The 21,098-nt window shown below is 70.5% G+C and carries 17 protein-coding genes and 1 pseudogene; 9 read left to right on the top strand and 9 right to left on the bottom strand.

Annotated features, from left to right (window positions below; genetic code table 11):
• The coding region (locus tag AOK01_RS27325; RefSeq protein WP_055516282.1) for a bifunctional [glutamine synthetase] adenylyltransferase/[glutamine synthetase]-adenylyl-L-tyrosine phosphorylase at positions 1–2,932 on the bottom strand (2,932 nt) is incomplete at its 3' end.
• Between the two features lie 110 nt (positions 2,933–3,042).
• Between AOK01_RS27325 and AOK01_RS45415 the strand changes: the two are divergent.
• Both AOK01_RS45415 and AOK01_RS27320 read left to right on the top strand, forming a co-directional pair.
• Positions 3,043–3,261: pseudogene (locus AOK01_RS45415) on the top strand (pyridoxamine 5'-phosphate oxidase family protein); the annotation flags it as partial.
• 25 nt (positions 3,262–3,286) lie between these two features.
• Positions 3,287–3,727 carry a VOC family protein gene (locus AOK01_RS27320; protein WP_055516280.1) on the top strand — a complete coding sequence of 147 codons (441 nt, stop codon included), beginning with the start codon at positions 3,287–3,289 and terminating at the stop codon, positions 3,725–3,727.
• Positions 3,728–3,893: 166 nt separating this feature from the next.
• On the opposite strand, the gene AOK01_RS27315 is transcribed toward AOK01_RS27320, so the two are convergent.
• Positions 3,894–4,112, bottom strand: a complete 219-nt coding sequence (locus AOK01_RS27315) for a DUF6243 family protein (RefSeq protein ID WP_055516278.1) — start codon at positions 4,110–4,112, stop codon at positions 3,894–3,896.
• A 260-nt stretch (positions 4,113–4,372) separates the two neighbouring features.
• Here AOK01_RS27315 and AOK01_RS27310 point away from each other — a divergent pair, with 260 nt between their 5' ends.
• On the top strand, positions 4,373–4,927 hold the full coding sequence (locus tag AOK01_RS27310) for a DUF4760 domain-containing protein (protein ID WP_055516277.1): 555 nt from the start codon (positions 4,373–4,375) through the stop codon (positions 4,925–4,927).
• Positions 4,928–4,943: 16 nt separating this feature from the next.
• Here the strand turns inward: AOK01_RS27310 and AOK01_RS27305 are convergent, their stop codons facing one another.
• Both AOK01_RS27305 and glnA read right to left on the bottom strand, forming a co-directional pair.
• Positions 4,944–5,510 carry a GNAT family N-acetyltransferase gene (locus tag AOK01_RS27305; protein WP_055516275.1) on the bottom strand — a complete coding sequence of 189 codons (567 nt, stop codon included), beginning with the start codon at positions 5,508–5,510 and terminating at the stop codon, positions 4,944–4,946.
• A gap of 101 nt (positions 5,511–5,611) precedes the next feature.
• Complete coding sequence (gene glnA, locus AOK01_RS27300) at positions 5,612–6,973, bottom strand: type I glutamate--ammonia ligase (protein WP_055516273.1); 1,362 nt, start codon at positions 6,971–6,973, stop codon at positions 5,612–5,614.
• 340 nt (positions 6,974–7,313) lie between these two features.
• Between glnA and AOK01_RS27295 the strand changes: the two genes are divergently transcribed.
• Positions 7,314–8,585, top strand: coding sequence for a globin domain-containing protein (locus tag AOK01_RS27295; RefSeq protein ID WP_055516271.1), 1,272 nt, complete (start codon positions 7,314–7,316; stop codon positions 8,583–8,585).
• Between the two features lie 69 nt (positions 8,586–8,654).
• Here AOK01_RS27295 and AOK01_RS27290 read toward each other — a convergent pair whose 3' ends face one another.
• On the bottom strand, positions 8,655–9,086 hold the full coding sequence (locus tag AOK01_RS27290; RefSeq protein WP_055516269.1) for an RrF2 family transcriptional regulator: 432 nt from the start codon (positions 9,084–9,086) through the stop codon (positions 8,655–8,657).
• A 175-nt stretch (positions 9,087–9,261) separates the two neighbouring features.
• On the opposite strand from AOK01_RS27290, the gene AOK01_RS27285 reads away from it, so the two are divergent.
• The 4 genes from AOK01_RS27285 (at position 9,262) to AOK01_RS27270 (ending at position 14,753) form a co-directional block, all read left to right on the top strand.
• On the top strand, positions 9,262–9,927 hold the full coding sequence (locus AOK01_RS27285) for a thioredoxin-like domain-containing protein (protein WP_055516267.1): 666 nt from the start codon (positions 9,262–9,264) through the stop codon (positions 9,925–9,927).
• A gap of 30 nt (positions 9,928–9,957) precedes the next feature.
• Positions 9,958–10,590 carry a DUF305 domain-containing protein gene (locus AOK01_RS27280; RefSeq protein WP_055516265.1) on the top strand — a complete coding sequence of 211 codons (633 nt, stop codon included), beginning with the start codon at positions 9,958–9,960 and terminating at the stop codon, positions 10,588–10,590.
• Positions 10,591–10,819: 229 nt separating this feature from the next.
• Positions 10,820–12,772, top strand: coding sequence for a S53 family peptidase (locus AOK01_RS27275; protein ID WP_055516263.1), 1,953 nt, complete (start codon positions 10,820–10,822; stop codon positions 12,770–12,772).
• A 226-nt stretch (positions 12,773–12,998) separates the two neighbouring features.
• Positions 12,999–14,753: an NAD+ synthase gene (locus tag AOK01_RS27270; RefSeq protein ID WP_055516261.1), complete on the top strand. Its 1,755-nt coding sequence runs from the start codon at positions 12,999–13,001 to the stop codon at positions 14,751–14,753.
• A 263-nt stretch (positions 14,754–15,016) separates the two neighbouring features.
• On the opposite strand, the gene AOK01_RS27265 is transcribed toward AOK01_RS27270, so the two are convergent.
• The 4 genes from AOK01_RS27265 to AOK01_RS27250 form a co-directional block, all read right to left on the bottom strand.
• Positions 15,017–16,234 carry an MFS transporter gene (locus AOK01_RS27265; protein WP_055516258.1) on the bottom strand — a complete coding sequence of 406 codons (1,218 nt, stop codon included), beginning with the start codon at positions 16,232–16,234 and terminating at the stop codon, positions 15,017–15,019.
• A gap of 90 nt (positions 16,235–16,324) precedes the next feature.
• Positions 16,325–17,362, bottom strand: a complete 1,038-nt coding sequence (locus AOK01_RS27260; protein ID WP_055516256.1) for an endonuclease/exonuclease/phosphatase family protein — start codon at positions 17,360–17,362, stop codon at positions 16,325–16,327.
• Between the two features lie 194 nt (positions 17,363–17,556).
• A complete protein-coding gene (locus AOK01_RS27255; RefSeq protein ID WP_245702435.1) occupies positions 17,557–18,210 on the bottom strand; it encodes a TetR/AcrR family transcriptional regulator in 654 nt (217 codons plus the stop codon).
• A gap of 162 nt (positions 18,211–18,372) precedes the next feature.
• Entirely contained in the window at positions 18,373–19,950 is a 1,578-nt protein-coding gene (locus tag AOK01_RS27250; RefSeq protein WP_055516254.1) for an MFS transporter, read from the bottom strand.
• Between the two features lie 196 nt (positions 19,951–20,146).
• On the opposite strand from AOK01_RS27250, the gene panB reads away from it, so the two are divergent.
• Positions 20,147–21,013 (top strand): 3-methyl-2-oxobutanoate hydroxymethyltransferase, encoded by an 867-nt coding sequence (panB, locus tag AOK01_RS27245; protein ID WP_055516252.1) that lies wholly within the window; start codon positions 20,147–20,149, stop codon positions 21,011–21,013.
• The last annotated feature ends 85 nt before the right edge of the window (positions 21,014–21,098 follow it).

Below are 21,098 nucleotides of genomic sequence, written 5' to 3'. Positions count from 1 at the left end.
CCCCCACATGCCCCGGCCCATACCCCAGATACCGCCCCACCGCAGCCAGCTCCCGCCCGTCGGACGGAAACGTGTCCCCCGCCCGCCCCCGCACCAGCATCACCGCGTTCCGCACCCGAGTCGCCAGCACCCACGCCTCGTCCAGCGTCGCGGCATCCTCCCGGGAGATCAGCTCGGCCGCACACGCGGCGGCGAGCGCCTCCCGGGTACGAGTGGTCCGCAGCCCCGGCTGCGCAGCCCCGTGCCGCAGCTGGAGCAGCTGCACGGTCCACTCCACGTCGGACAGACCGCCGCGCCCCAGCTTGGTGTGCAGCGTCGGATCGGCCCCGCGGGGCATCCGCTCGGTCTCCATGCGGGCCTTCAGCCGCCGGATCTCCCGGGCGCCGTCCTCCCCGAGCCCGCCCGCCGGATACCGCAGCGGATCGGCGAGTTCGAGGAACCGCTGCCCCAGTTCCGCGTCCCCGGCGACGGCTTCGGCCCGCAGCAGTGCCTGCGACTCCCACCCGAGGGACCAGCGGCGGTAGTAGGCCCCGTAGGAGTTCAGCGTCCGTACGAGCGGCCCCGACTTGCCCTCGGGCCGCAGACCGGCGTCGATCAGCAGCGGCGGGTCGGCGCTGGAGATCAGCAGCAGCCTGCGCATCTCGGAGACCACTCTGCCCGCGGCCCGCGCGGCCTCCTCCTCGCCCACGCCCTCCCGGGGCTCGTGCACGAACAGCACGTCCGCGTCGGACCCGTAACCCATTTCATGGCCGCCGAACCGCCCCATGCCGATGACCGCGAAGCGGGTGGGCAGGGTCTCGCCCCAGCCGTCGCGGACGACGGCCCGCAGCGTGCCGGCGAGCGTGGCCGCCGTCAGGTCGGAGATGGCGCCGCCGACCAGGTCCACCAGCGCGCCCTGGTCGGCGTTGGCGGGGGTCTCCTCGGTGCCGTACGAGCTGACGATGTCGATGGCGGCCGTACGGAACAGCTCCCGGCGCCGTACGCCACGCGCGGCGGTGACCGCGGCCTCGCCCTTGCCGGCCCGGCCCACCGCGGAGAGGATCTCCTGCTCCAGGTGGGCGCGGGTACGGGGGACGAGCCCGCCGCTGTCCCCGTTGCCGAGCAGCGCCACGGCCTCGGGCGCCCGCATCAGCAGGTCGGGGGCGAGCCGGCCGGCGGAAAGGACCCGGGCGAGGTTCTCGGCGGCGGCCCCCTCGTCCCGCAGCAGCCGCAGGTACCAGGGTGTCCTGCCCAGCGCGTCCGAGACCTTGCGGAAGTTGAGCAGCCCCGCGTCGGGGTCTGCGGAATCGGCGAACCAGCCCAGCAGGACGGGCAGCAGGGTCCGTTGGATGGCGGCCTTGCGCGAGACCCCGGAGGCCAGTGCCTCCAGGTGCCGCAACGCGGCGGCCGGGTCCGCGTACCCCAGGGCGACCAGCCGCTCCCTCGCCGCACCCGGGCTCAACCGGCCTTCGCCGGGCGCGAGTTGGGCGACGGCGTCGAGCAGCGGCCGGTAGAAGAGCTTCTCGTGCAGGCGCCGTACGACACCGGCATGGCGCTTCCACTCGCGGTTCAGCTCGGTGACGGGGTCCGTCCGCAGCCCGAGCGACCGTCCGATGCGCCGCAGATCGGCGTCGTCCTCGGGCACGAGGTGCGTGCGCCGCAGCCGGAAGAGCTGTATGCGGTGTTCCATGGACCGCAGGAACCGGTAGGCGTCGTCGAACTGCACGGCGTCGACGCGTCCCACGTACCCGCCGGCGGCCAGCGCCTTCAGGGCGTCAAGGGTGGTTCCGCTGCGCAACGACGTGTCGACCCGCCCGTGCACCAACTGCAGCATCTGTACGGCGAATTCGACGTCCCGCAGTCCTCCGGGGCCGAGCTTCAGCTCCCGCTCGATCTCGGCGGGCGGAATGTTCTCGACGACGCGCCGCCGCATCCTCTGCACGTCGGCGACGAAGTTCTCCCGCTCGGCGACCTCCCAGACGAGCGGCGCGAGCGTGGCGACGTACTGCTCCCCCAGCTCGGTGTCCCCCGCGACGGGACGGGCCTTCAACAGGGCCTGGAACTCCCAGGTCTTGGCCCAGCGCTGGTAGTAGGCGAGATGGCTGCTGAGCGTCCGCACGAGCGGCCCGTTGCGTCCCTCGGGCCGCAGGTTGGCGTCGACGGGCCAGATGGACCCCTCGACGGTGGTCTCGGAGCAGATCCGCATCAGATGGGCCGCGAGCCGGGTGGCGGCCCGCAGCGACTTGTCCTCGTCGGCGCCGTCGATTCCGTCGGCGGCCTCACCGACGAAGATGACATCGACGTCGGACACGTAGTTCAGCTCATGGCCACCGCACTTGCCCATCGCGATCACCGCGAGCCGGCAGATCCCGGCGTCCTCGGGGGCGGCGGCCCGGGCGATGGCGAGCGCGGCGCGCAGGGTGGCGGTCGCGAGGTCGGCGAGTTCCGCGGCGGCCTGTGCGACGTCGGTCGTCCCGCACACGTCGCGCGCGGCGATGGACAGCAGGCACCGCCGGTAGGCGACCCGCAGCGAGACGGGGTCGGACGCCTCGGAGAGCCCGCGCTCGAACTCGGCCACACCCGGGTGCAGGTCCTGCGGCTCGTACGTCACGAGGGCCTGCCAGTCGAGCGGATGCCGCGCGAGGTGGTCGCCGAGCGCGGCGGACGCGCCGAGCACCCCGAGCAGCCGGTCGCGCAACGGCTTGGCCGCGATCAGCGTGTCGAGCAGCTCACGCCGCCCCGCGTCGTCCTTCTGCGCCTCGACGATCCGTACGAGCCCGAGCAGCGCCAGATCCGGGTCGGCGGTGGCTCCGAGCGCGTCGAGCAGCACCGGGTCGTTCGTCACCGCCGCGAGCTCCGGGCTGTCCAGCAGCCGCTCGGCGGCCGACGGATCGGTGAACCCGTGCCGCAGCAGCCGAGAGAAGGTACTGCTCCTGCGCCCCGGCACCGTCATCCCGGCCTCCGTCCTCCCACGCGATCACGTTCGTACGGCCGCGATCAAGGTCGTACGGCCTTGAGCCTAACCGCAGAGCCCGCACAGGCGCCTGGACGCGGACGGAAGGTTGCGAGGGCGAGGCGGCCCGGGTCCTCGACGACGACAGGCTGCGCGGGCCGGCGGACACGTGGGAGCGCAAGTACGGCATCCACTGGCACTTCGAGGTGCAAAACGGCTACTTCCACCACGGCCCGGGGAAGGCCGCCGTTTTCGCGGTGGCGCCGGGGACCGTTTTCGGCTTCGGTAAGGGGGAGCCGGTCAGCCAGACGCGCTGGCGGTTCACCTGACAAGCGAGAGACACAGGAGTCGTCCATGGACATGGCCCTTGAAGTGATCATACTGCCGGTCACCGACATCGACCGGGCGAAAGCCTTCTACCAGGACAAGGTGGGCTTCCATGTCGACCTCGACGCGGAGGTGATGCCGGGCGCGCGCGTGGTCCAGCTGACGCCCCCCGGCTCCGGCTGTTCGATCGCGCTCGCCAAGGGGGTGCCCAGCCCGACGGGAACCTCACAACCGGGCACGTACCACGGCCTGCAACTGGTCGTCGCGGACGCCAAGGCGGCCTACGAGGAGCTGACCGCGCGAGGCCTGGAGATCAGCGAGCCCGTCCAGTACGGACCCCAGGACGGCGGCACGTTCATGCACTTCACGGACCCGGACGGCAACGGCTGGTCGATCCAGGAGTACCGCGAGCGGGCAGCGAAGCCCCTGCACAAGCTGCTGACGGAGCTGGCGGAGCAGTCTCAGTGACGGGGTCGCCCTTCATCTGCGCCGCATATCAGGCAGCGCGGCAGCTGAGCGGGACCGGCCGCGCCCGGTACGGCGGCAGAGCCCCGATACCGCGGCAGGGCCCGCACCGCGCGTCGTCGCGGTCCGGGCCCTGCCCCGTGCGGTGCCGACCTGCGGCGGCAGTGCGTCAGCTCTTGGCGGTGTCGTCGCCCGCCTGCCCGGCGGCGCCGTCAGCTGCGCCTGTCTTCTCGCGCATCTTGCGTACCAGCTCCGCCTTCTGCTCGGCCGCACCCTGGCGGTCGAGGTTGCGGTACGGACCGTTGTTCTGCCGTTCGGCGCGGGACTGCCTCTTGCGCTTGCCGCCGCCCATGCCCACGGGGTTGTTGATGTTCTTGCTCACGGTCACGGGTTCTCCCGGTAAGGATTGAAGTGATCTACGGATTCATCGGTGGGGGACGGGCGGCGACGTCGAAGGACGTCAGCGGGGGCCCATCACGCTCTCACTCGTAAATCGGCGTCTGGAAGAACATGGAAAAGACGTTACCCGGTTCCGTCGCCCTCGCACACCAACCGCCTCGAACCCGTAGGCCTGCCGACCGAAGGTGAGGTGCCTTGGTGTCGGAGACAGCTACCGACAGCAGCGCGCCTTCTGTAACGTATCCGGCCGTGACGTCGTATGAGCGGTGGTCCCTGATTGCTTCGTTCGGCTCCCTGCTCATCGGCGTCGTTGCCTTCGGCGCGGTGGCGTGGCAGCTCCTCATGCTGTCGCGCGGCACAAGCCAGGACCACGACAGACGTCGCAAGCAGGCAACCATGGAGTACCTCACGGCCAACATGGACCGGCGGAAGGTCCTGTTCGACGAGGGCATACCTCATGAGCGGGATCATCGAGCCATTGCGGCCCTGGTCGGCCTCTCGCTGTCCGGCGACGACCGAGCCACGAAGCTGGTCGCGTCCTACCTCACCACGTTCAACTTCCTTGCCGTCGGTGCACAGACGGACGCCTTCGACCGAAATGTCATCAACGAGGCATGGGGCGGCCTCATCATCTCCGTCTGGAACAACTACCGGCCCTGGGTCGAGGAACAGCGGCGCCGGCACAGTGAGCCCCGCGTGTGGGAAAATCTGGAATGGCTGGCCGGCAAGATGACGCCGCGTCGGACCATCGTCCCTGGCAGCGACGCGGGAAATCCGCCTCCGCAGGGACAGCCGGTGCGGTAGGTCCCCTTAGACACCCTTAGGCACCGTCAAGACGTGCCGGCTCCGGGGTCTCGTCCACGAAGCCGTGTTCGGTCCGGCCCGTTGACCGCTGCGCCAGCCAACCCGACACCCGCGGGCCTCCGTTGATCGCTCCCCCGTCCAGGACCGTACGGACGTACTCGAAGCCCTGGCGGAGGTAGTACGCCTGCAGATCCTTGTTTGTCGTCCACGCGTCGAGCCGGAGCCACTCGGCCCCGGCTCGACGGGCCCGGTCCCCGGCCCAGTCGAGCAGCCGGCCACCGATGTTCTGCCCGCCGTGCGTTCGGGCGACGGAGAGCTTGCTGATGAACATGGACGGCTCGGAGAGTTCTTGCTCCGTCCACAGGCCCGCCTGCCCGTCAGCGGTCACGGTGACGGTCGCCGCCGTCACCGGACCGTCCAGCACCATGAAGACAGTGCCGTCCTCGACGGTCTCCAGCAACCTGGCTGCCGGGTAGGGGAGCTGCCACTGGTCGGTGCCCAGGCGAGAGAGCCAGGCAGCGGCCTCCGACCGGAAGGCCAGCAGCTGGGGCACGTCGCTCGGTCGGGCAGGGATGATGCGCACGGTGGCTCGTTCTCGCTTCGGGCGGAGAGGACAGCCGCGGGGCCCCGCCATCGACCGCGGGCCCCGCGCGCTGCACGCCGAAAAACGTCGCTGACCTGCCCCTACAGCACCGGCAGGTTCTTCCGCAGCTCGAACGCCGTCACCTCGGAGCGGTACTCCTCCCACTCCTGGCGCTTGTTGCGCAGGAAGAAGTCGAAGACGTGCTCGCCGAGCGTCTCGGCGACCAGCTCGCTGCGTTCCATGAGGGTGAGGGACTCGCCCAGGTTCTGCGGCAGGGGCTCGATGCCCATCGCGCGGCGCTCGGCGTCCGAGAGGGCCCAGACGTCGTCGTCGGCGCCGGGCGGCAGCTCGTAGCCCTCCTCGATGCCCTTGAGGCCGGCGGCCAGCAGCACCGCGTACGACAGGTAAGGGTTCGCGCCCGAGTCGAGGGAGCGGACCTCCACCCGCGCCGAGCCCGTCTTGCCGGGCTTGTACATCGGCACGCGGACCAGGGCCGAGCGGTTGTTGTGGCCCCAGCAGATGTACGAGGGTGCCTCGCCGCCGGCGCCCGCGGTGCGCTCGGAGCCGCCCCAGATGCGCTTGTACGAGTTCACCCACTGGTTGGTGATCGCGGCGATCTCCGCCGAGTGCTTCAGCAGGCCCGCGATGAAGGAGCGGCCGACCTTGGAGAGCTGGTACTCGGAGCCCGACTCGTAGAACGCGTTGCGGTCGCCCTCGAAGAGGGAGAGGTGCGTGTGCATGCCCGAACCCGGGTGCTCGCTGAACGGCTTCGGCATGAACGTCGCCTGGACACCCTGCTCCAGCGCCACCTGCTTCATGACCAGCCGGAACGTCATGATGTTGTCCGCCGTGGAGAGCGCGTCCGCGTACCGCAGGTCGATCTCCTGCTGGCCCGGCGCGCCCTCGTGGTGCGAGAACTCGACCGAGATGCCCATCGACTCCAGCATCGTGATCGCCTGGCGGCGGAAGTCCATGCCCACGTTGTGCGGGGTGTGGTCGAAGTAGCCGGAGTTGTCCGCCGGGGTCGGCCGCGAGCCGTCGACCGGCTTGTCCTTCAGCAGGAAGAACTCGATCTCCGGGTGCGTGTAGAACGTGAAGCCCTGGTCGGACGCCTTGGCCAGCGCCCGCTTCAGCACGTACCGCGGGTCCGCGAAGGACGGTGAGCCGTCCGGCATCAGGATGTCGCAGAACATCCTGGCGGTACCGGGGGCCTCGGCACGCCACGGCAGGACCTGGAAGGTCGACGGGTCCGGCTTGGCGATCATGTCGGACTCGTAGACCCGGGCGAAGCCCTCGATGGCCGACCCGTCGAAGCCGATGCCCTCGTCGAAGGCCTGCTCCAGCTCCGCCGGGGCCACGGCCACGGACTTGAGGAAGCCCAGCACGTCCGTGAACCACAGGCGTACGAAACGGATGTCGCGCTCCTCCAACGTACGGAGCACGAACTCCTGCTGCTTGTCCATCTTCCGTTTCCACCCAATCCTTGCTGGTCAGGCCGCCTGCTCCCGTCCCGTGGGAGGCGGTCGGGCACCTGAGCATCACACCACAACAGCATTTCACGCGCGTTGCGGACCTTGATCGTCCCGCCGACCTGCGGCTGAACGCCTCACGACCGGCAGGTGTACTGCCCTGTCGCCCATCTTGCCTGCTGAGCGCCGCGCATGTAATGGCCGACCGCTCCCGTCTCTCCGATCCCATCTCTCCGGCTTCTTCCCGGACGTGCCCCCCGCCTCTCGCCCGCTAAAACTTGCATCTAAGATGCAAGTTTTAGAACGGTCCGATCAGTCGAGCTGAGGAGCCCCGATGCTGTCCGAGCAGTCCGCCGCCACCGTCCGCGCCACCCTTCCCGCCGTCGGCGGGGCCCTGGGAGAGATCAGCGACCGCTTCTACGCCCGGCTCTTCACGGCCCACCCGGAGCTGCTGCGCGATCTCTTCAACCGGGGCAACCAGGCCTCCGGCACCCAGCGCCAGGCCCTGGCGGGCGCCTTCGCCGCCTTCGCCGCACAGCTGGTCGAGCGGCCGGACGAGCGGCCCGACACGATGCTGAACCGCATCGCCCACAAGCACGCCTCCCTGGGCATCACCCCGGAGCAGTACCCGGTCGTGCACGAGCACCTCTTCGCCGCCGTCGTCGACGTGCTCGGCGAGGCGGTCACCGCGGAGGTGGCCGCCGCCTGGACCGAGGTGTACTGGCTGATGGCGAACGCGCTCATCGCCGTCGAGAAGCGGCTGTACGCGGCGAGCAGGGCCGGCGAGCCGGGTGGCGGCCCGAGTGAGGGCCTGGGCGATGGGCTGGGCGATGGGCTGGGCGAAAGGCTCGGCGAAGGGCTCGGCGGGTGGCGCGCCTGGGAGGTCGTCGAGCGCGTCGAGGAGACCGCAGACGTGGCCACCTTCCTCATCCGTCCGGCCGACAGCGCCCCCGCGCCCCGCTTCGGGCCCGGCCAGTACGTCTCCGTACGCGTCGAACTGCCGGACGGGGCCCGCCAGTCACGCCAGTACAGCCTCATCGGCACGCCCGGCTCGTCCGTACGCCGGATCGGTGTGAAGCGCGTACACGGCGGCGCGGCACCCGACGGGGAGGTCTCGAACCACCTCCACGCGCGCGTGGAGGTCGGCAGCACGCTCGAACTGTCCGCCCCGTACGGCGATCTCGTGCTCGACGCCGACACCCGGACGCCGGTGCTCCTCGCCTCCGCCGGCATCGGCGTGACACCGATGATCGCCATGCTGGAGCAGCTCGTGGTCACCGGCCACCGTGCCCCGGTGACCGTGGTGCACGCGGACCGCTCCCCCGCCGAGCACGCCCTGCGCGACGAGCACGAGGCCTACGTGGCGAAGCTCACGGACGCCCGGGCACACTTCTGGTACGAGCGGCCGGAGCCGGGCCATCCGGCCGACCGCACGGGCCTGGTCGACCTCTCCTCGGTGGAGATCGCGTCGGGCACGCGCGCGTACCTGTGCGGTCCGCTGCCCTTCATGCGCGCGGTGCGCGGCCGGCTGATCGAGAAGGGCGTCGCGCCCGCCGACATCCACTACGAGGTGTTCGGCCCCGACCTCTGGCTGGCCCACCCGTAAGGGGCGCGGGGAACTGCGCGCTCAGCCCCCACCGGCCGGCAGCCGAAGCACCACGCCCGGCGAAGCCCCTCACCGCCTGGTGATGCCCAGCAGCAGCGGCCCGGTGGGATCGGCGACGATGTCCCTGACGGTCAGCGGGTCCAGGGAGGCGTAGAACGCTTCCTGGGCCCGGCGCAGGGCGGCCCGCAGCCGGCATCCGGAGTTCAGCGGGCACGGCGCGGAACCCTCGCAGTCGACGACGTCGCCCTCGCCCTCGAAGGCCCGCACGACCGCGCCGACCGAGGCCGTACGCCCCTTCTCGGTGAGGGCGAGCCCGCCGCCCCGGCCGCGGCGGGCGTCGAGGAGCCTCAGGTGCTGAAGCTCGGCGACCACCTTCGCGGCGTGCGTGTACGGCACCTCCATGCCGGCCGCGACGTCGCGGGTCGTGGGCGTCGTCCCGTCGGCGACCGCGAGTCGCATCAGGACGCGCAGTGCCAGGTCGGTCGATCGCAACAGCCGCATACCAGCAGCGTAGATAATGCGCATCCCAGGTTCAACTTATCGTCGGTTCACCCATCCCATGGTCCGGGATCACACCCATTTCGCCATTCCTGTGGGCTCCCCGTCCGCATCCGCTCCTCCCCCACTACGATCAGCTGACCACTCCGCTGCCCCTTTCCCCCAGAAGGACCACCCCATGGGTTCCGCCAAGAAGACAGAAAACGCGTCACGCAAGGCGCGGATAGAGGAGATGCGGCGCGCCGAGCAGGCTCGTGAGCGCCGCAACCGGGTCCTCACGATCACCGCGAGCGTGATCGTCGTCGCCGGTCTCGTCGCCGGTGGCGCGTTCCTGATCAGCTCGCAGTCGGACGACGACAGCGCGGCGAGCGATTCGAAGGCGGCGTCGGGGAAGTTCGTCACGGGCAAGGACGGCGTGAAGAAGTGGAGCACGAAGCTCACGCAGAACCACGTCACCAAGAGCGTGAAGTACCCGATGGAGCCCCCGGTCGGCGGTGACCACAACCAGGTCTGGATGAACTGCAACGGCGACGTCTACGACAAGGCGATCAAGAACGAGAACGCGGTGCACTCGCTGGAGCACGGCGCGGTCTGGGTGACGTACAACAGCAAGGCGTCGGACGCCGATGTGAAGGCGCTCTCCGAGAAGGTCAAGAAGACGCCGTACTCACTGATGAGCCCCGTCGAGGACCAGAAGGACCCGGTCATGCTCTCCGCGTGGGGCCACCAGCGGACCGTGACCGGTGCGAGCGACCCGGACGTGGCCACGTTCTTCGAGACGTACGTCCAGGGCAAGCAGACGCCCGAGCCGGGCGCCGCCTGCACCAACGGCCTGTCCAAGTGAGGAAGACGAAGCAGTGAGGAAGGCCAGGCCGTGAGGAAGACCAAGTCCGCCGGGTGGATCGCCGGGACCGCCGCGGCCGTGCTCGTGGCGGCCGGGGCGATCACGTACGCGGTCGCCGACGGCGGCGACTCCGGGATGAAGCCGCCGGCGGCGGACTCGGCGGACGCCGGCTTCGCCCGTGACATGTCCGTGCACCACCAGCAGGCCGTCGAGATGTCGTACATCGTGCGCGACCTCACCGACGACGAGGAGGTGCGCCGCCTCGCGTACGACATCGCGCAGACGCAGGCCAACCAGCGCGGCATGATGCTCGGCTGGCTGGACCTGTGGGAGCTGCCCAAGGTGTCCGCCGACCCGCCCATGGAGTGGATGGGCATGGCCGGCATGGCGACCGGCGAGGACGGCGCGCTCATGCCGGGCATGGCGACCAACACCGAGCTGGACGCGCTGCGCAAGATGAGCGGCAAGGCGGCCGAGATCCGCTTCCTGCAGCTCATGTACGCCCATCACGTGGGCGGCGTGCACATGGCTGAGGAGTGTGTGGAGCGCTGCCAGGTCGGCGTGGAGCAGCGGCTCGCGCAGGGCATGGTGCAGGCCCAGGAGTCGGAGATGAAGCTGATGTCGGACCTGCTGGAGAAGCGCGGCGCGAAGCCGCTGCACTGACCCCGGCGCCCATCCTGCATGGGCCCGGCGCAGACCCTGCGCCGGGCCGCCGCTCCGGCCCCAGGCCTCTTGAGGTGCGCGAATCGTTCCATCTCGGCCATCGCGCCCCAAATCCCTTGCGTATACGGTTCCTTGGGTACTTTTTGGGCCAGCCATGTCCCGGCCATTCCCCTGGCATGGACAGTTCATCGCAAGAGTGACCCCCATCCAGTGATCCTTTGGGGGTTCCATGAGATCCAACCGTGCCGCGATGCGCGCCGGTGTGAGCATGGCGGCGACACTGCCTCTGCTCGCCGGCGCGCTGGCCCTCGGCATACCCGCGGCCCACGCCTCCGACGGCCCGGCCGGCCGTGACACGCTCCAGGGCACCAAGCCCCTGTGGGCGACGGCCGGGGCGGACAAGGGGGCCACGGCGAACGGCTCCCGGGTCTCGGCCCGCGTGTATCTCGCGGGGCGGGACGCGGCGGGCCTGAGCGCCTACGCCGAGGCCGTCTCCGACCCGTCGTCGCCCTCGTACGGGAAGTACCTCGGCGCGCGGCAGGCACAGGCCCGCTTCGGCGCGACCAGGGCCCAGGTCGCGGAGGTGACCGCCTGGCTGGAGTCGGCCGGGCTGACCGTCACCGGCACCAACACGCACTACGTGTCGGTGACCGGTGAAGTGGCGGACGCCGAGAAGGCGTTCAGCACGCAGTTGCACAACTACGCCAAGGGCGAGAAGACCTACCGGGCGCCTTCGAAGGCCGCCTCCACTCCCGCCGCGCTGAACGGCGCCGTCCTCACCGTGACCGGCCTGGACAACGCCCCGCACAAGGCGGACCACGCCGACACGCTGCCGCCACCGGACGCCGTGTTCCGCAACGCCGGGCCGTTCTCGTCGTACTACGGCTCGAAGACCGCGACGACGCTGCCGAGCGCGTACGGCACGAAGGTCCCGTACGCCGTGAAGGGGTACACCGGCAAGCAGCTGCGGGCCGCGTACGGGGCGGGAAAGGCGACCGGCAAGGGCGTGACCGTGGCGATCACGGACGCGTACGCCTCGCCGACGATCGCGGCCGACGCCGCCACGTACGCGGGCAGGCACGGTGACGCGGCGTACCGCGGCGGGCAGTTGCGGCAGGTGCTGCCCGGCCAGTACACGCGGACCGAGGAGTGCGGGGCGGCGGGCTGGTACGGCGAGGAGACCCTCGACGTCGAGGCCGTGCACGCGGTCGCACCCGCCTCGGACATCGTCTACGTGGGCGCCGCGTCCTGCTACGACGACGATCTGCTCGACTCCCTCGGCAAGATCGTCGACGGGCGCCTCGCCGACATCGTCTCCAACTCGTGGGGCGACATCGAGGCCAACCAGACGCCGGACCTCGCCGCCGCCTACGACCAGGTCTTCCAGCTGGGCGCGGTCGAGGGCATCGGCTTCTACTTCTCGTCCGGCGACAACGGCGACGAGGTCGCCAACACCGGTACGAAGCAGGTCGACACCCCGGCCAACTCGGCGTGGGTGACGGCGGTCGGCGGTACCTCGCTCGCCGTCGGCAAGGGCGACACGTACCAGTGGGAGACGGGCTGGGGCACGCTGAAGGCCGGGCTGTCCGACGACGGGAAGAGCTGGACGGACTTCCCGGGCGCGTACACCTCGGGCGCGGGCGGCGGTACCAGCGCGACGGTGAAGCAGCCGTTCTACCAGCGGGGTGTGGTGCCGTCCTCGCTCGCGAGGGCGAACACCGCGAGCGGCAGCAGGCAGGCCATGCGCACGGTTCCGGACATCGCCGCGATCGCCGACCCCAACACCGGGTTCCTGGTCGGACAGACGCAGACCTTCCCGGACGGGACGCAGAGTTACGACGAGTACCGCATCGGCGGCACCTCGCTCGCCTCGCCGGTCGTCGCGGGCGTCCAGGCGCTCGCCCAGCAGGCGCGCGGCGGCCACCCGATCGGGTTCGCCAACCCGGCGATCTACGACCGCTACGGCACGAAGCTCTACCACGACGTCACGGACCGTCCGACGGGCCGTGACCTCGCGGTGGCGCGCGTGGACTTCGCCAACGCGACCGACGCGTCGGAGGGCCTGCTGACCTCGGTCCGCAGCCTCGGCAAGGACAGCTCCCTGAAGGCCGTCCGGGGGTACGACGCCGTCACGGGGGTGGGTTCACCCGCGCCCGGATACGTGACCTCCTACCGCCGCTGAGCCTTCAGCACAGGCCCGCCGCGCCCGTCTCCCGTCCTCGTCGACGGGCGGCGGGCGTGTCTGGTGGGCGGCGGGCGACGTGCGCGCCGGCGGGGGCGACGTGCGCGTCTGTGGGGGCTTGTCGCGCAGTTCCCCGCGCCCCTGAAAAGGGCGCCTCGGGCGGGGCGGGCTGCAGGGACGGCCCCGCCCACCCCATTGTGTCGCTCTGACGATTACACTGGAGCGCGTGCCTCAACTACGTCTCGCTCTGAATCAGATCGACTCGACCGTCGGCGATCTCGCCGGGAACGCCGACGCTGTCGTCCGTTGGACCCGGCACTCCGCCGAGCAGGGAGCGCATCTCGTGGCGTTCCCGGAGATGGTGCTGACCGGGTATCCCGTAGAGGACCTGGCCCTGCGGTCGTCCTTCGTGGAGGCGTCCCGCGCGGCCCTGCGCGCGCTCGCCGCCCGGCTCGCCGACGAGGGGTTCGGGGAGCTGCCGGTCGTCGTCGGCTACCTCGACCGTTCCGAGAAGGCCCAGCCCAAGTACGGCCAGCCGCCCGGTGCCCCGCGCAACGCGGCGGCGGTGCTGTACCGCGGCGAGGTGGCCCTCACCTTCGCCAAGCACCACCTGCCGAACTACGGCGTCTTCGACGAGTTCCGCTACTTCGTGCCCGGTGACACCCTGCCGGTCGTACGGGTGCACGGCATCGACGTCGCGCTCGCCATCTGCGAGGACCTCTGGCAGGAGGGCGGCCGGGTCCCGGCGACCCGTTCCGCCGGGGCCGGTCTGCTGATCTCGATCAACGCCTCGCCGTACGAGCGCGACAAGGACGACAGCCGGCTCGACCTCGTGCGCAAGCGCGCGCAGGAGGCCGGCTGCACGACCGCCTATCTGGCCATGATCGGCGGCCAGGACGAGCTCGTCTTCGACGGTGACTCGATCGTCGTCGACCGGGACGGTGAAGTCGTCGCGCGGGCGCCCCAGTTCTCCGAGGGCTGCGTCGTCCTCGACCTGGACCTGCCCGCCGCTGCCGCCGAGGCCCCGTCCGGGGTCGTGGACGACGGCCTGCGCATCGACCACCTCGTCCTCTCCGAGGAGCCGCTGCCCGCGTACGAGCCGGAGCTCTCCGGCGGGTACGCCGAGCGGCTCGACGACGACGAGGAGGTGTACTCCGCGCTCGTGGTGGGGCTGCGGGCGTACGTGGCGAAGAACGGTTTCCGCTCCGTGCTGATCGGGCTCTCGGGCGGTATCGACTCCGCCCTCGTCGCCGCGATCGCGTGCGACGCGCTCGGCGCCCAGAACGTGTACTGCGTGTCGATGCCGTCCAAGTACTCCTCGGACCACTCCAGGGGCGACGCGGCCGAGCTGGCGCGACGGACCGGGCTCAACTTCCGGACCGTATCGATCGAGCCGATGTTCGACGCGTACATGGGGTCGCTGGGGCTCACCGGTCTGGCCGAGGAGAACCTCCAGTCGCGGCTGCGCGGCACCATGCTGATGGCCCTCTCCAACCAGGAGGGGCACATCGTGCTCGCGCCGGGCAACAAGTCCGAGCTGGCGGTGGGGTATTCGACGCTGTACGGCGACTCGGTGGGCGCGTACGGGCCGATCAAGGACGTCTACAAGACCTCGATCTTCCGGCTCGCCGAGTGGCGCAACCGGGCGGCGGCCGAGCGGGGGCAGACTCCGCCGATTCCGGAGAACTCCATCTCCAAGCCGCCGAGCGCCGAGTTGCGGCCCGGCCAGGTCGACACGGACTCGTTGCCGGACTATCCCGTCCTGGACGCGATTCTGGAGCTGTACGTCGACCGGGACGCGGGGGCGGACGCGATCGTGGCGGCGGGGTTCGACCGTGAGGTGGTGACGAAGACGCTGCGGATGGTCGATACGGCGGAGTACAAGCGGCGGCAGTATCCGCCGGGTACGAAGATCTCGGCGAAGGGGTTTGGCAAGGATCGGCGGTTGCCCATCACGAGTCACTGGCGTGAGGGCGTGTGACGGCTGCGGTTACGTGGGAGGGGGCGCCCGGTGTTTTTACCGGGCGCCCCCTGCTTTTTCCTGCCTGCGCATTGATTTCTGGTGCGGGGCCGTGGGGGTTTGGCGCGCAGTTCCCCGCGCCCCTACAAGCGTGCCTGCTGGGCCGGGGTTTTCTGGTGCAGGGCCGTGGGGGCTTGGCGCGCAGTTCCCCGCGCCCCCAAAAGGGGCGCTCCCGTTGACCGGGGCTTGCCGGCGCGGCCGGAGCCCTCACGAGAGCCGACGGATCAGTGGTGGGCCGGGGTTTCCTGGTGCTGGGGTGTGTGGGTGGCCACCACCCGGCCTGAGCGGCTCTTGCCCCTGCTGCGGTCCACCCTGTAGGCCACCGCCGCCACCGCCAGGCCGAGGACCGCCAGGGCCGCGCCCGCGAGGGCCGGGGACGTCGTGCCGAAGCCTGCCGCGATGGCCAGGCCGCCGATCCAAGCGCCGCCCGCGTTCGCGAGGTTGAAGGCGGCCTGGTTGGCGGAGGAGGCCAGGGACGGGGCCGAGGACGCCTTCTCCATGACCATCAGCAGCAGCGGGGAGCTGGTGACGAACGCCGCCGCGCCGAGCAGCACCACGGCGAGGGCCGCGCTCCACGCCGTACCCATCATGACCGGGAAGAGCGCGAGGACCGCCACCAGCGAGACCAGCCCGCTGAACAGGGTGCCGCGCATGGAGCGGTCGGCCAGGCGCCCGCCGAGCAGGTTGCCCGCCGTCGCGCCCACGCCGAACAGCGCGAGCAGCAGGGTCACGCTGGAGTCGGCGTACCCGGCGGAGTCCGTCAGCATCGGCGTGATGTAGCTGTACGCCGAGAAGAGCGCGCCGAAGCCCGCGACCGTCGTACCGAGGGCCAGCCAGACCGGGAGCGACTTGAGCGCCGCGAGTTCGCCGCGCAGTCCGGCGGCGGAGCCGTGCGTGGTGTCGCGGGGCAGGAGCAGCGCCAGGGATCCGATGGCCACCAGGCCGATCACGCTGACCCCGAGGAAGGTGGCGCGCCAGCCGAGGTGCTGGCCCATGAGGGTCGCGGCGGGGACGCCGACGATGTTCGCGACGGTCAGGCCGAGGAACATCAGCGAGACCGCGCGGGCCTTGCGCTCGGCGGAGACCATGCCGGTGGCGACGACGGCGCCCACGCCGAAGAAGGCGCCGTGGGGCAGGCCGCTCAGGAACCGGGCGGCGAGCAGCGAGGTGTTGTCGGGGGCGAACGCCGAGAGCGAGTTGCCCGCGACGAACAGCACCATCAGTCCGATCAGGACCTTGCGGCGGGACATGCGCGCGGTCACCGCGGCGAGCAGCGGGGCGCCGACGACGACACCGATCGCGTACGCCGAGACGAGGTGGCCCGCGCTGGGGATCGAGATGCCCAGGTCGTCCGCGACGTCGGGCAGCAGCCCCATCATCACGAACTCGGTGGTGCCGATGCCGAAGGCGCCCACGGCGAGGGCGAGCAGGGCCAGGGGCATGAAAAGGGCCTTTCAAAGGGGTGAGCGGTGTTCCGTACAGATTAAGTTCATCTACGGAACAAAGCCTCCCAGGCCCAGTATTCCCCGAGGTTACGAGGCGGTTGCCGAAAGCTTCACGCGGGCGGCGATCGGAAGATGGTCACTGCCCGTGTCCGGCAGGGTCCACGAGGTGACCGGCTCGACGCCCTTGACCAGGATCTGGTCGATCCGGGCCATCGGGAACGCCGCCGGCCAGCTGAACCCGAAGCCGCCGCCCGCCGCGCCCTGGGTGGAGCGCATCTGTGAGGTGACGGCGGTCAGCGCGCGGTCGTTCATCGTGCCGTTCAGGTCTCCCAGGAGAGCGACGTCCGGGAGCTTCTCGTGGGAGATGGCCGCGCCGAGCGCGTCGGCGCTCCTGTCGCGCTCGCGCGCGGTGAACCCGGCCTTCATCTTCACCCGTACGGAGGGGAGGTGGGCCACGTACACCGCGAGCCGCCCCTCGGGAGCGGTGACGGTCGCCCGCATCGCGCGGGTCCAGCCGAGCCTGATGTCGACGGGAGCGGCCCCGCTCAGCGGGTACTTGCTCCACAGGCCGACCGTGCCCTGCACGGAGTGGTATTTGTACGTCGACGCGAGGGCCTTCTCGTAGACCGGGACCGCCGAGGTCGTCAGCTCCTCCAGGGCCACCACGTCCGCGCCCGAGGCGGCCACGGCGCGGGCGGTGCCGGACGGGTCCGGGTTGTCCGCGTTGACGTTGTGCGTGGCGACGGTGAGGTCACCGCCGGAGCCCGTCCTGTCGATGAGCAGTCCGCCGAAGAGGTTGGCCCAGACGATGGCGGGCACCAGCACGGCGAGCAGCGCGGTTGCGGACTTGCGGACCAGCGCGAGGACGAGCAGCACCGGAACGGCGAGCCCCAGCCAGGGCAGGAACGTCTCCAGGAGGCTGCCAAGGTTGCCGATTTTGTTCGGGATGCGCGCGTGCATCGCCATCACCAGGGCGAGCAGGAGGGCGAACACGGCGAGGACGATCCCCCGGCGCCAGACCCCCCGGTCGGTACGGAGCGAGGTGAGCAGGCTCCGAAGCCGGGATTCTCTGCGGTCGGGCCCCTGGCCGTCGCTGCCCGTCTCCGTCATGTACGCCTGCGCCATACCGTCGCCTCACCAACTGCCGTTCACATCGTCCCCGCGCCTAAGACCCTAGAGGATGATCGCGATCGTTCCCGCCGTCACATGACGGCCGTACGGGCACGAGGACGACCGGAGAAGCGTGGCGGGTTCCGGCGCCGGGCCGGGTGAGGGCGGTCTGTGACGAAACACGCGTATTCACCGGGGTTCATCAGGGTTCACTCGGGGTCGCGGCGCCGCTCGGGGGCGGTCGGTCCCAGCCCCGCCAGGACGGTATCGACAATTCGTTCGGGTAGCCCCTCCTCCAGGTCCGCGTCCGGGCGGAAGATCGCGCGGACGAGCATGGGGGCCACGAAGAGGTCATTGGCCAGGTCGACATCGACGTCGGCGCGGATCTCACCGTTCTCCTGGCCGCGCCGCAGCACGTCGAGCGCCTTCAGGCGGCGCGGTTCGACGACGGCCGTGTGGTACACCCTCCACAGTTTGGGGCTGCTCTTCATCTGCGCGTACACGTTGTGCATGATCGCCGACGAGCGGTTGGCCAGACCGCGCCGCCGGTGCGACTCCAGCACGACGATCAGGTCGTCGCGCATGGAGGTGCCGGGCAGCTCCGGGTCGGGCGGCTCCGCGGTGCGCATCACGTCGCAGAAGAGCTCCTCACGGCCGCTCCAGCGCCGGTAGATGGTGGCCTTGCCCACACCGGCGATGCGCGCGACCCGCTCTATGGAGATCTCCGCGAGCGGAATACCCTCCTCCAGCAGTCTCATGACGCCCTCGATGATCGAGCGTTCCACCGCCTCGCTGCGCGGGCGGCCTCTGGCGGCCCCGCCGCCGCGTCCGGCGCCGCCCGGCCCCTGTTCCACGCCGCCCACGTCTTCGCTCCGCTCTCTCGGGTGTTGCCGTCCTGACGCTGCGCCGTCGGTCGCCGTTCGGATCGATTGTCCCTGGCCGACGACGGGTTGTGACGTGAGGGCGGGTGCGTGGTGGCCGGGCGTGCGGTTCCCCGCGCCCCGTCGGGGCGCCGCCGGAGCCGCTCAGTGGTCGGCGGCCACCAGGTCGGGCTCCTCCTTGTCGGCCCGGGTCGGGGCGCGGCCCGGCAGGAACAGGTACACGACCAGCGCGCCCACGACGGCGACACCGGCGCCGCACAGGGCCGTGACGTGCATCGCGTGCAGGAAGGCGTCGTTGGCCGGGCCGACGAGGGCCTCACCCTTCGGGCCGAGCTTCGCGGCGAAGCCGAGGGTCGCCTCGATGGACTCACCCGCGGTGTCCCGGGCGGCCACGGGCAGCTTGTCCTCGATGCCCGAGCGGTAGGCGGCCGAGAGGACCGAGCCCAGTACGGCGATGCCCAGGGCGCCGCCGACCTGGCGGAAGGTGTTGCTCAGCGCGGAGGCGGAACCCGCCTTCTCGCGGGGCAGGGCCTGCATGATCACGACGCTGGTCGGCGTCATGATGTGCGCCATCCCGGTGCCCATGAGGAAGAAGATGACCTCCAGGATCCAGATCGGCGTGTCCGCCTCCAGCAGGGCGAACGAGGCCAGCATGGCGGCGATGAGCAGCATGCCGCCGGTCGTGGTGGCCTTGTTGCCGAAGCGGTTCACCACCAGCCGGGCGCGCGGCGCGAAGACGAGCTGTGCGACGGCCAGCGGCAGCATCAGCAGGCCGGTCTGCAGGGGCGAGTAGCCACGGACGCTCTGGGTGTAGAAGACGGAGAAGAAGGTCACGCCCATCAGCGCGAAGAACACGAGCCCCAGGGCGGAGATCGCCGCGGAGAAGACCTTGTTCCTGAAGTAGCCGATGTCGATGGACGGGTGGTCGCTGCGCTTCTCGTGCACGACGAAGCCGACGAGCACGGCGAGTCCGGCGCCGATGGTCGCGAGGACCGCGGGGTCCGTGAAGTCGGCGAGCTGGCCGCCCTTGATGATGCCGTACACCAGCAGGACGAGCCCGACGACGGACAGCACCACGCCCACCGGGTCGATCCGGCCGGGCTTCGGGTCGCGGGAGTCGGGGACGAGCCAGATCATCAGGCCGAGTGCCACGATCACGATGGGCACGTTGACCAGGAAGACGGACCCCCACCAGAAGTGGTCGAGGAGCACTCCTCCGGTGATCGGGCCGATGGCGATGGCGAGACCGACCCCGCCCGCCCAGAGGCCGATCGCCTTCGGCTGCTCGTCGCGCTCGAAGACGTTCATGAGGACGGCGAGGGTGGCCGGCATCACGAAGGCGGCGCCGAAGCCCATCACCGCGCGGTAGGAGATGAGTTCGACCGGGGAGCCGGAGGACGCGGCGAGCGCCGAGCCGATGCCGAAGACGAGGAGGCCGCCGAGCAGGACCTTCTTGCGCCCGAGCCGGTCGCCGAGGAGGCCCGCGGTGAAGAGCAGGCCCGCGAAGACGAGGGTGTAGGCGTTGATGGCCCATTCCAGCTCGCTCTGGGTGGCTCCCAGGCCGGTCGGGGCGGGCGTCGAGATGGTCTTGATCGCGACGTTCAGGATCGAGTTGTCGAGGACGACGATCAGCAGGCTCAGCATCAGGACACCGAGGATCGCCCAGCGTCGTCGGTGCACGGCTTCCGGTATCCGGGGGGCCGTGTCGGCAGGAGTTGTCATGCTTACGAGGCTAGGCGAAATCCGATACGAGACCGTCTCGTATCGAAACCTTTTACCGAGATCTTACGTACGCCTGGGCCAGGTCCGAAGTGACCTGAGCGGCCCCCTCTAGCCGTTCGGTGGCACGAGGTGCCACCATGGAGGTGATCCGGGGACGCCGTACGGGCGCTTCGAGATGACAGAAGGAGCCGTTGCAATGACGCAGCTTTCGGCTGCCCAGAAGACCACCGACAGCAGCGACAGGGCGCTGTACGGAGGCAAGGGCACACGGCGTATCACCGTCCGCGACATCACGGTGGCCAAGGAGCGCGGCGAGAAGTGGCCGATGCTCACCGCGTACGACGCGATGACCGCCTCCGTCTTCGACGAGGCCGGCATCCCGGTCATGCTCGTCGGCGACTCGGCGGGCAATGTTCACCTGGGCTACGAGACGACCGTGCCCGTCACGCTCGACGAGATGACCATGCTGTCGGCCGCCGTCGTACGGGGCACCTCGCGCGCCCTCATCGTGGGCGACCTGCCGTTCGGGTCGTACCAGGAGGGTCCTGTGCAGGCCCTGCGGTCGGCCACCCGGCTGGTCAAGGAGGCCGGGGTCGGGGCGGTGAAGCTGGAGGGCGGCGAGCGTTCGCACGGGCAGATCGAGCTGCTCGTGCAGTCCGGCATCCCGGTGATGGCGCACATCGGCCTCACCCCCCAGTCGGTGAACTCCATGGGATACCGCGTCCAGGGGCGCGGCGAGGAGGCCGCGCAGCAGTTGCTGCGCGATGCCAAGGCCGTGCAGGACGCGGGCGCGTTCGCGGTCGTGCTGGAGCTGGTGCCGGCGGAGCTGGCCGCGGAGGTCACGCGGGTGCTGCACATTCCGACGGTCGGGATCGGGGCGGGGGCCGAGACGGACGCGCAGGTTCTTGTGGGGACCGACATGCTCGGGCTCACGGGCGGGAAGATGCCGCGGTTCGTGAAGCAGTACGCGGATCTTCGGCAGGTCATGGGGAGTGCGGCGAAGGCGTTCGCCGAGGATGTCGTCGGCGGAACGTTCCCGCTGGAGGAGCACTCCGTCCACTAGCCACTGTGGCACCGAGGCAGCCCGCCGATCTTCCCCCGTCGGCGGGCTGCCGTTTGTCTCCACCTTTTCTTCGCCCCCGCCGCCC

Origin of the sequence: Streptomyces aurantiacus (genome assembly GCF_001418335.1) — a bacterium.
Taxonomy (GTDB): Bacteria; Actinomycetota; Actinomycetes; order Streptomycetales; family Streptomycetaceae; genus Streptomyces; species Streptomyces aurantiacus.
Note: the sequence above shows the minus strand (reverse complement) of the source record. Positions and strands in the feature narration are given on the sequence as shown.

Coding starts and splice junctions, on each gene's coding strand:
- AOK01_RS27320 (WP_055516280.1), top strand. CDS start 3,287: ATGGACATGGCCCTTGAAGTGATCATACTGCCGGTCACCGACATCGAC.
- glnA (WP_055516273.1), bottom strand. CDS start 6,973: ATGGACAAGCAGCAGGAGTTCGTGCTCCGTACGTTGGAGGAGCGCGAC.
- AOK01_RS27295 (WP_055516271.1), top strand. CDS start 7,314: ATGCTGTCCGAGCAGTCCGCCGCCACCGTCCGCGCCACCCTTCCCGCC.
- AOK01_RS27290 (WP_055516269.1), bottom strand. CDS start 9,086: ATGCGGCTGTTGCGATCGACCGACCTGGCACTGCGCGTCCTGATGCGA.
- AOK01_RS27285 (WP_055516267.1), top strand. CDS start 9,262: ATGGGTTCCGCCAAGAAGACAGAAAACGCGTCACGCAAGGCGCGGATA.
- AOK01_RS27275 (WP_055516263.1), top strand. CDS start 10,820: ATGAGATCCAACCGTGCCGCGATGCGCGCCGGTGTGAGCATGGCGGCG.
- AOK01_RS27265 (WP_055516258.1), bottom strand. CDS start 16,234: ATGCCCCTGGCCCTGCTCGCCCTCGCCGTGGGCGCCTTCGGCATCGGC.
- AOK01_RS27260 (WP_055516256.1), bottom strand. CDS start 17,362: ATGGCGCAGGCGTACATGACGGAGACGGGCAGCGACGGCCAGGGGCCC.
- AOK01_RS27250 (WP_055516254.1), bottom strand. CDS start 19,950: ATGACAACTCCTGCCGACACGGCCCCCCGGATACCGGAAGCCGTGCAC.
- panB (WP_055516252.1), top strand. CDS start 20,147: ATGACGCAGCTTTCGGCTGCCCAGAAGACCACCGACAGCAGCGACAGG.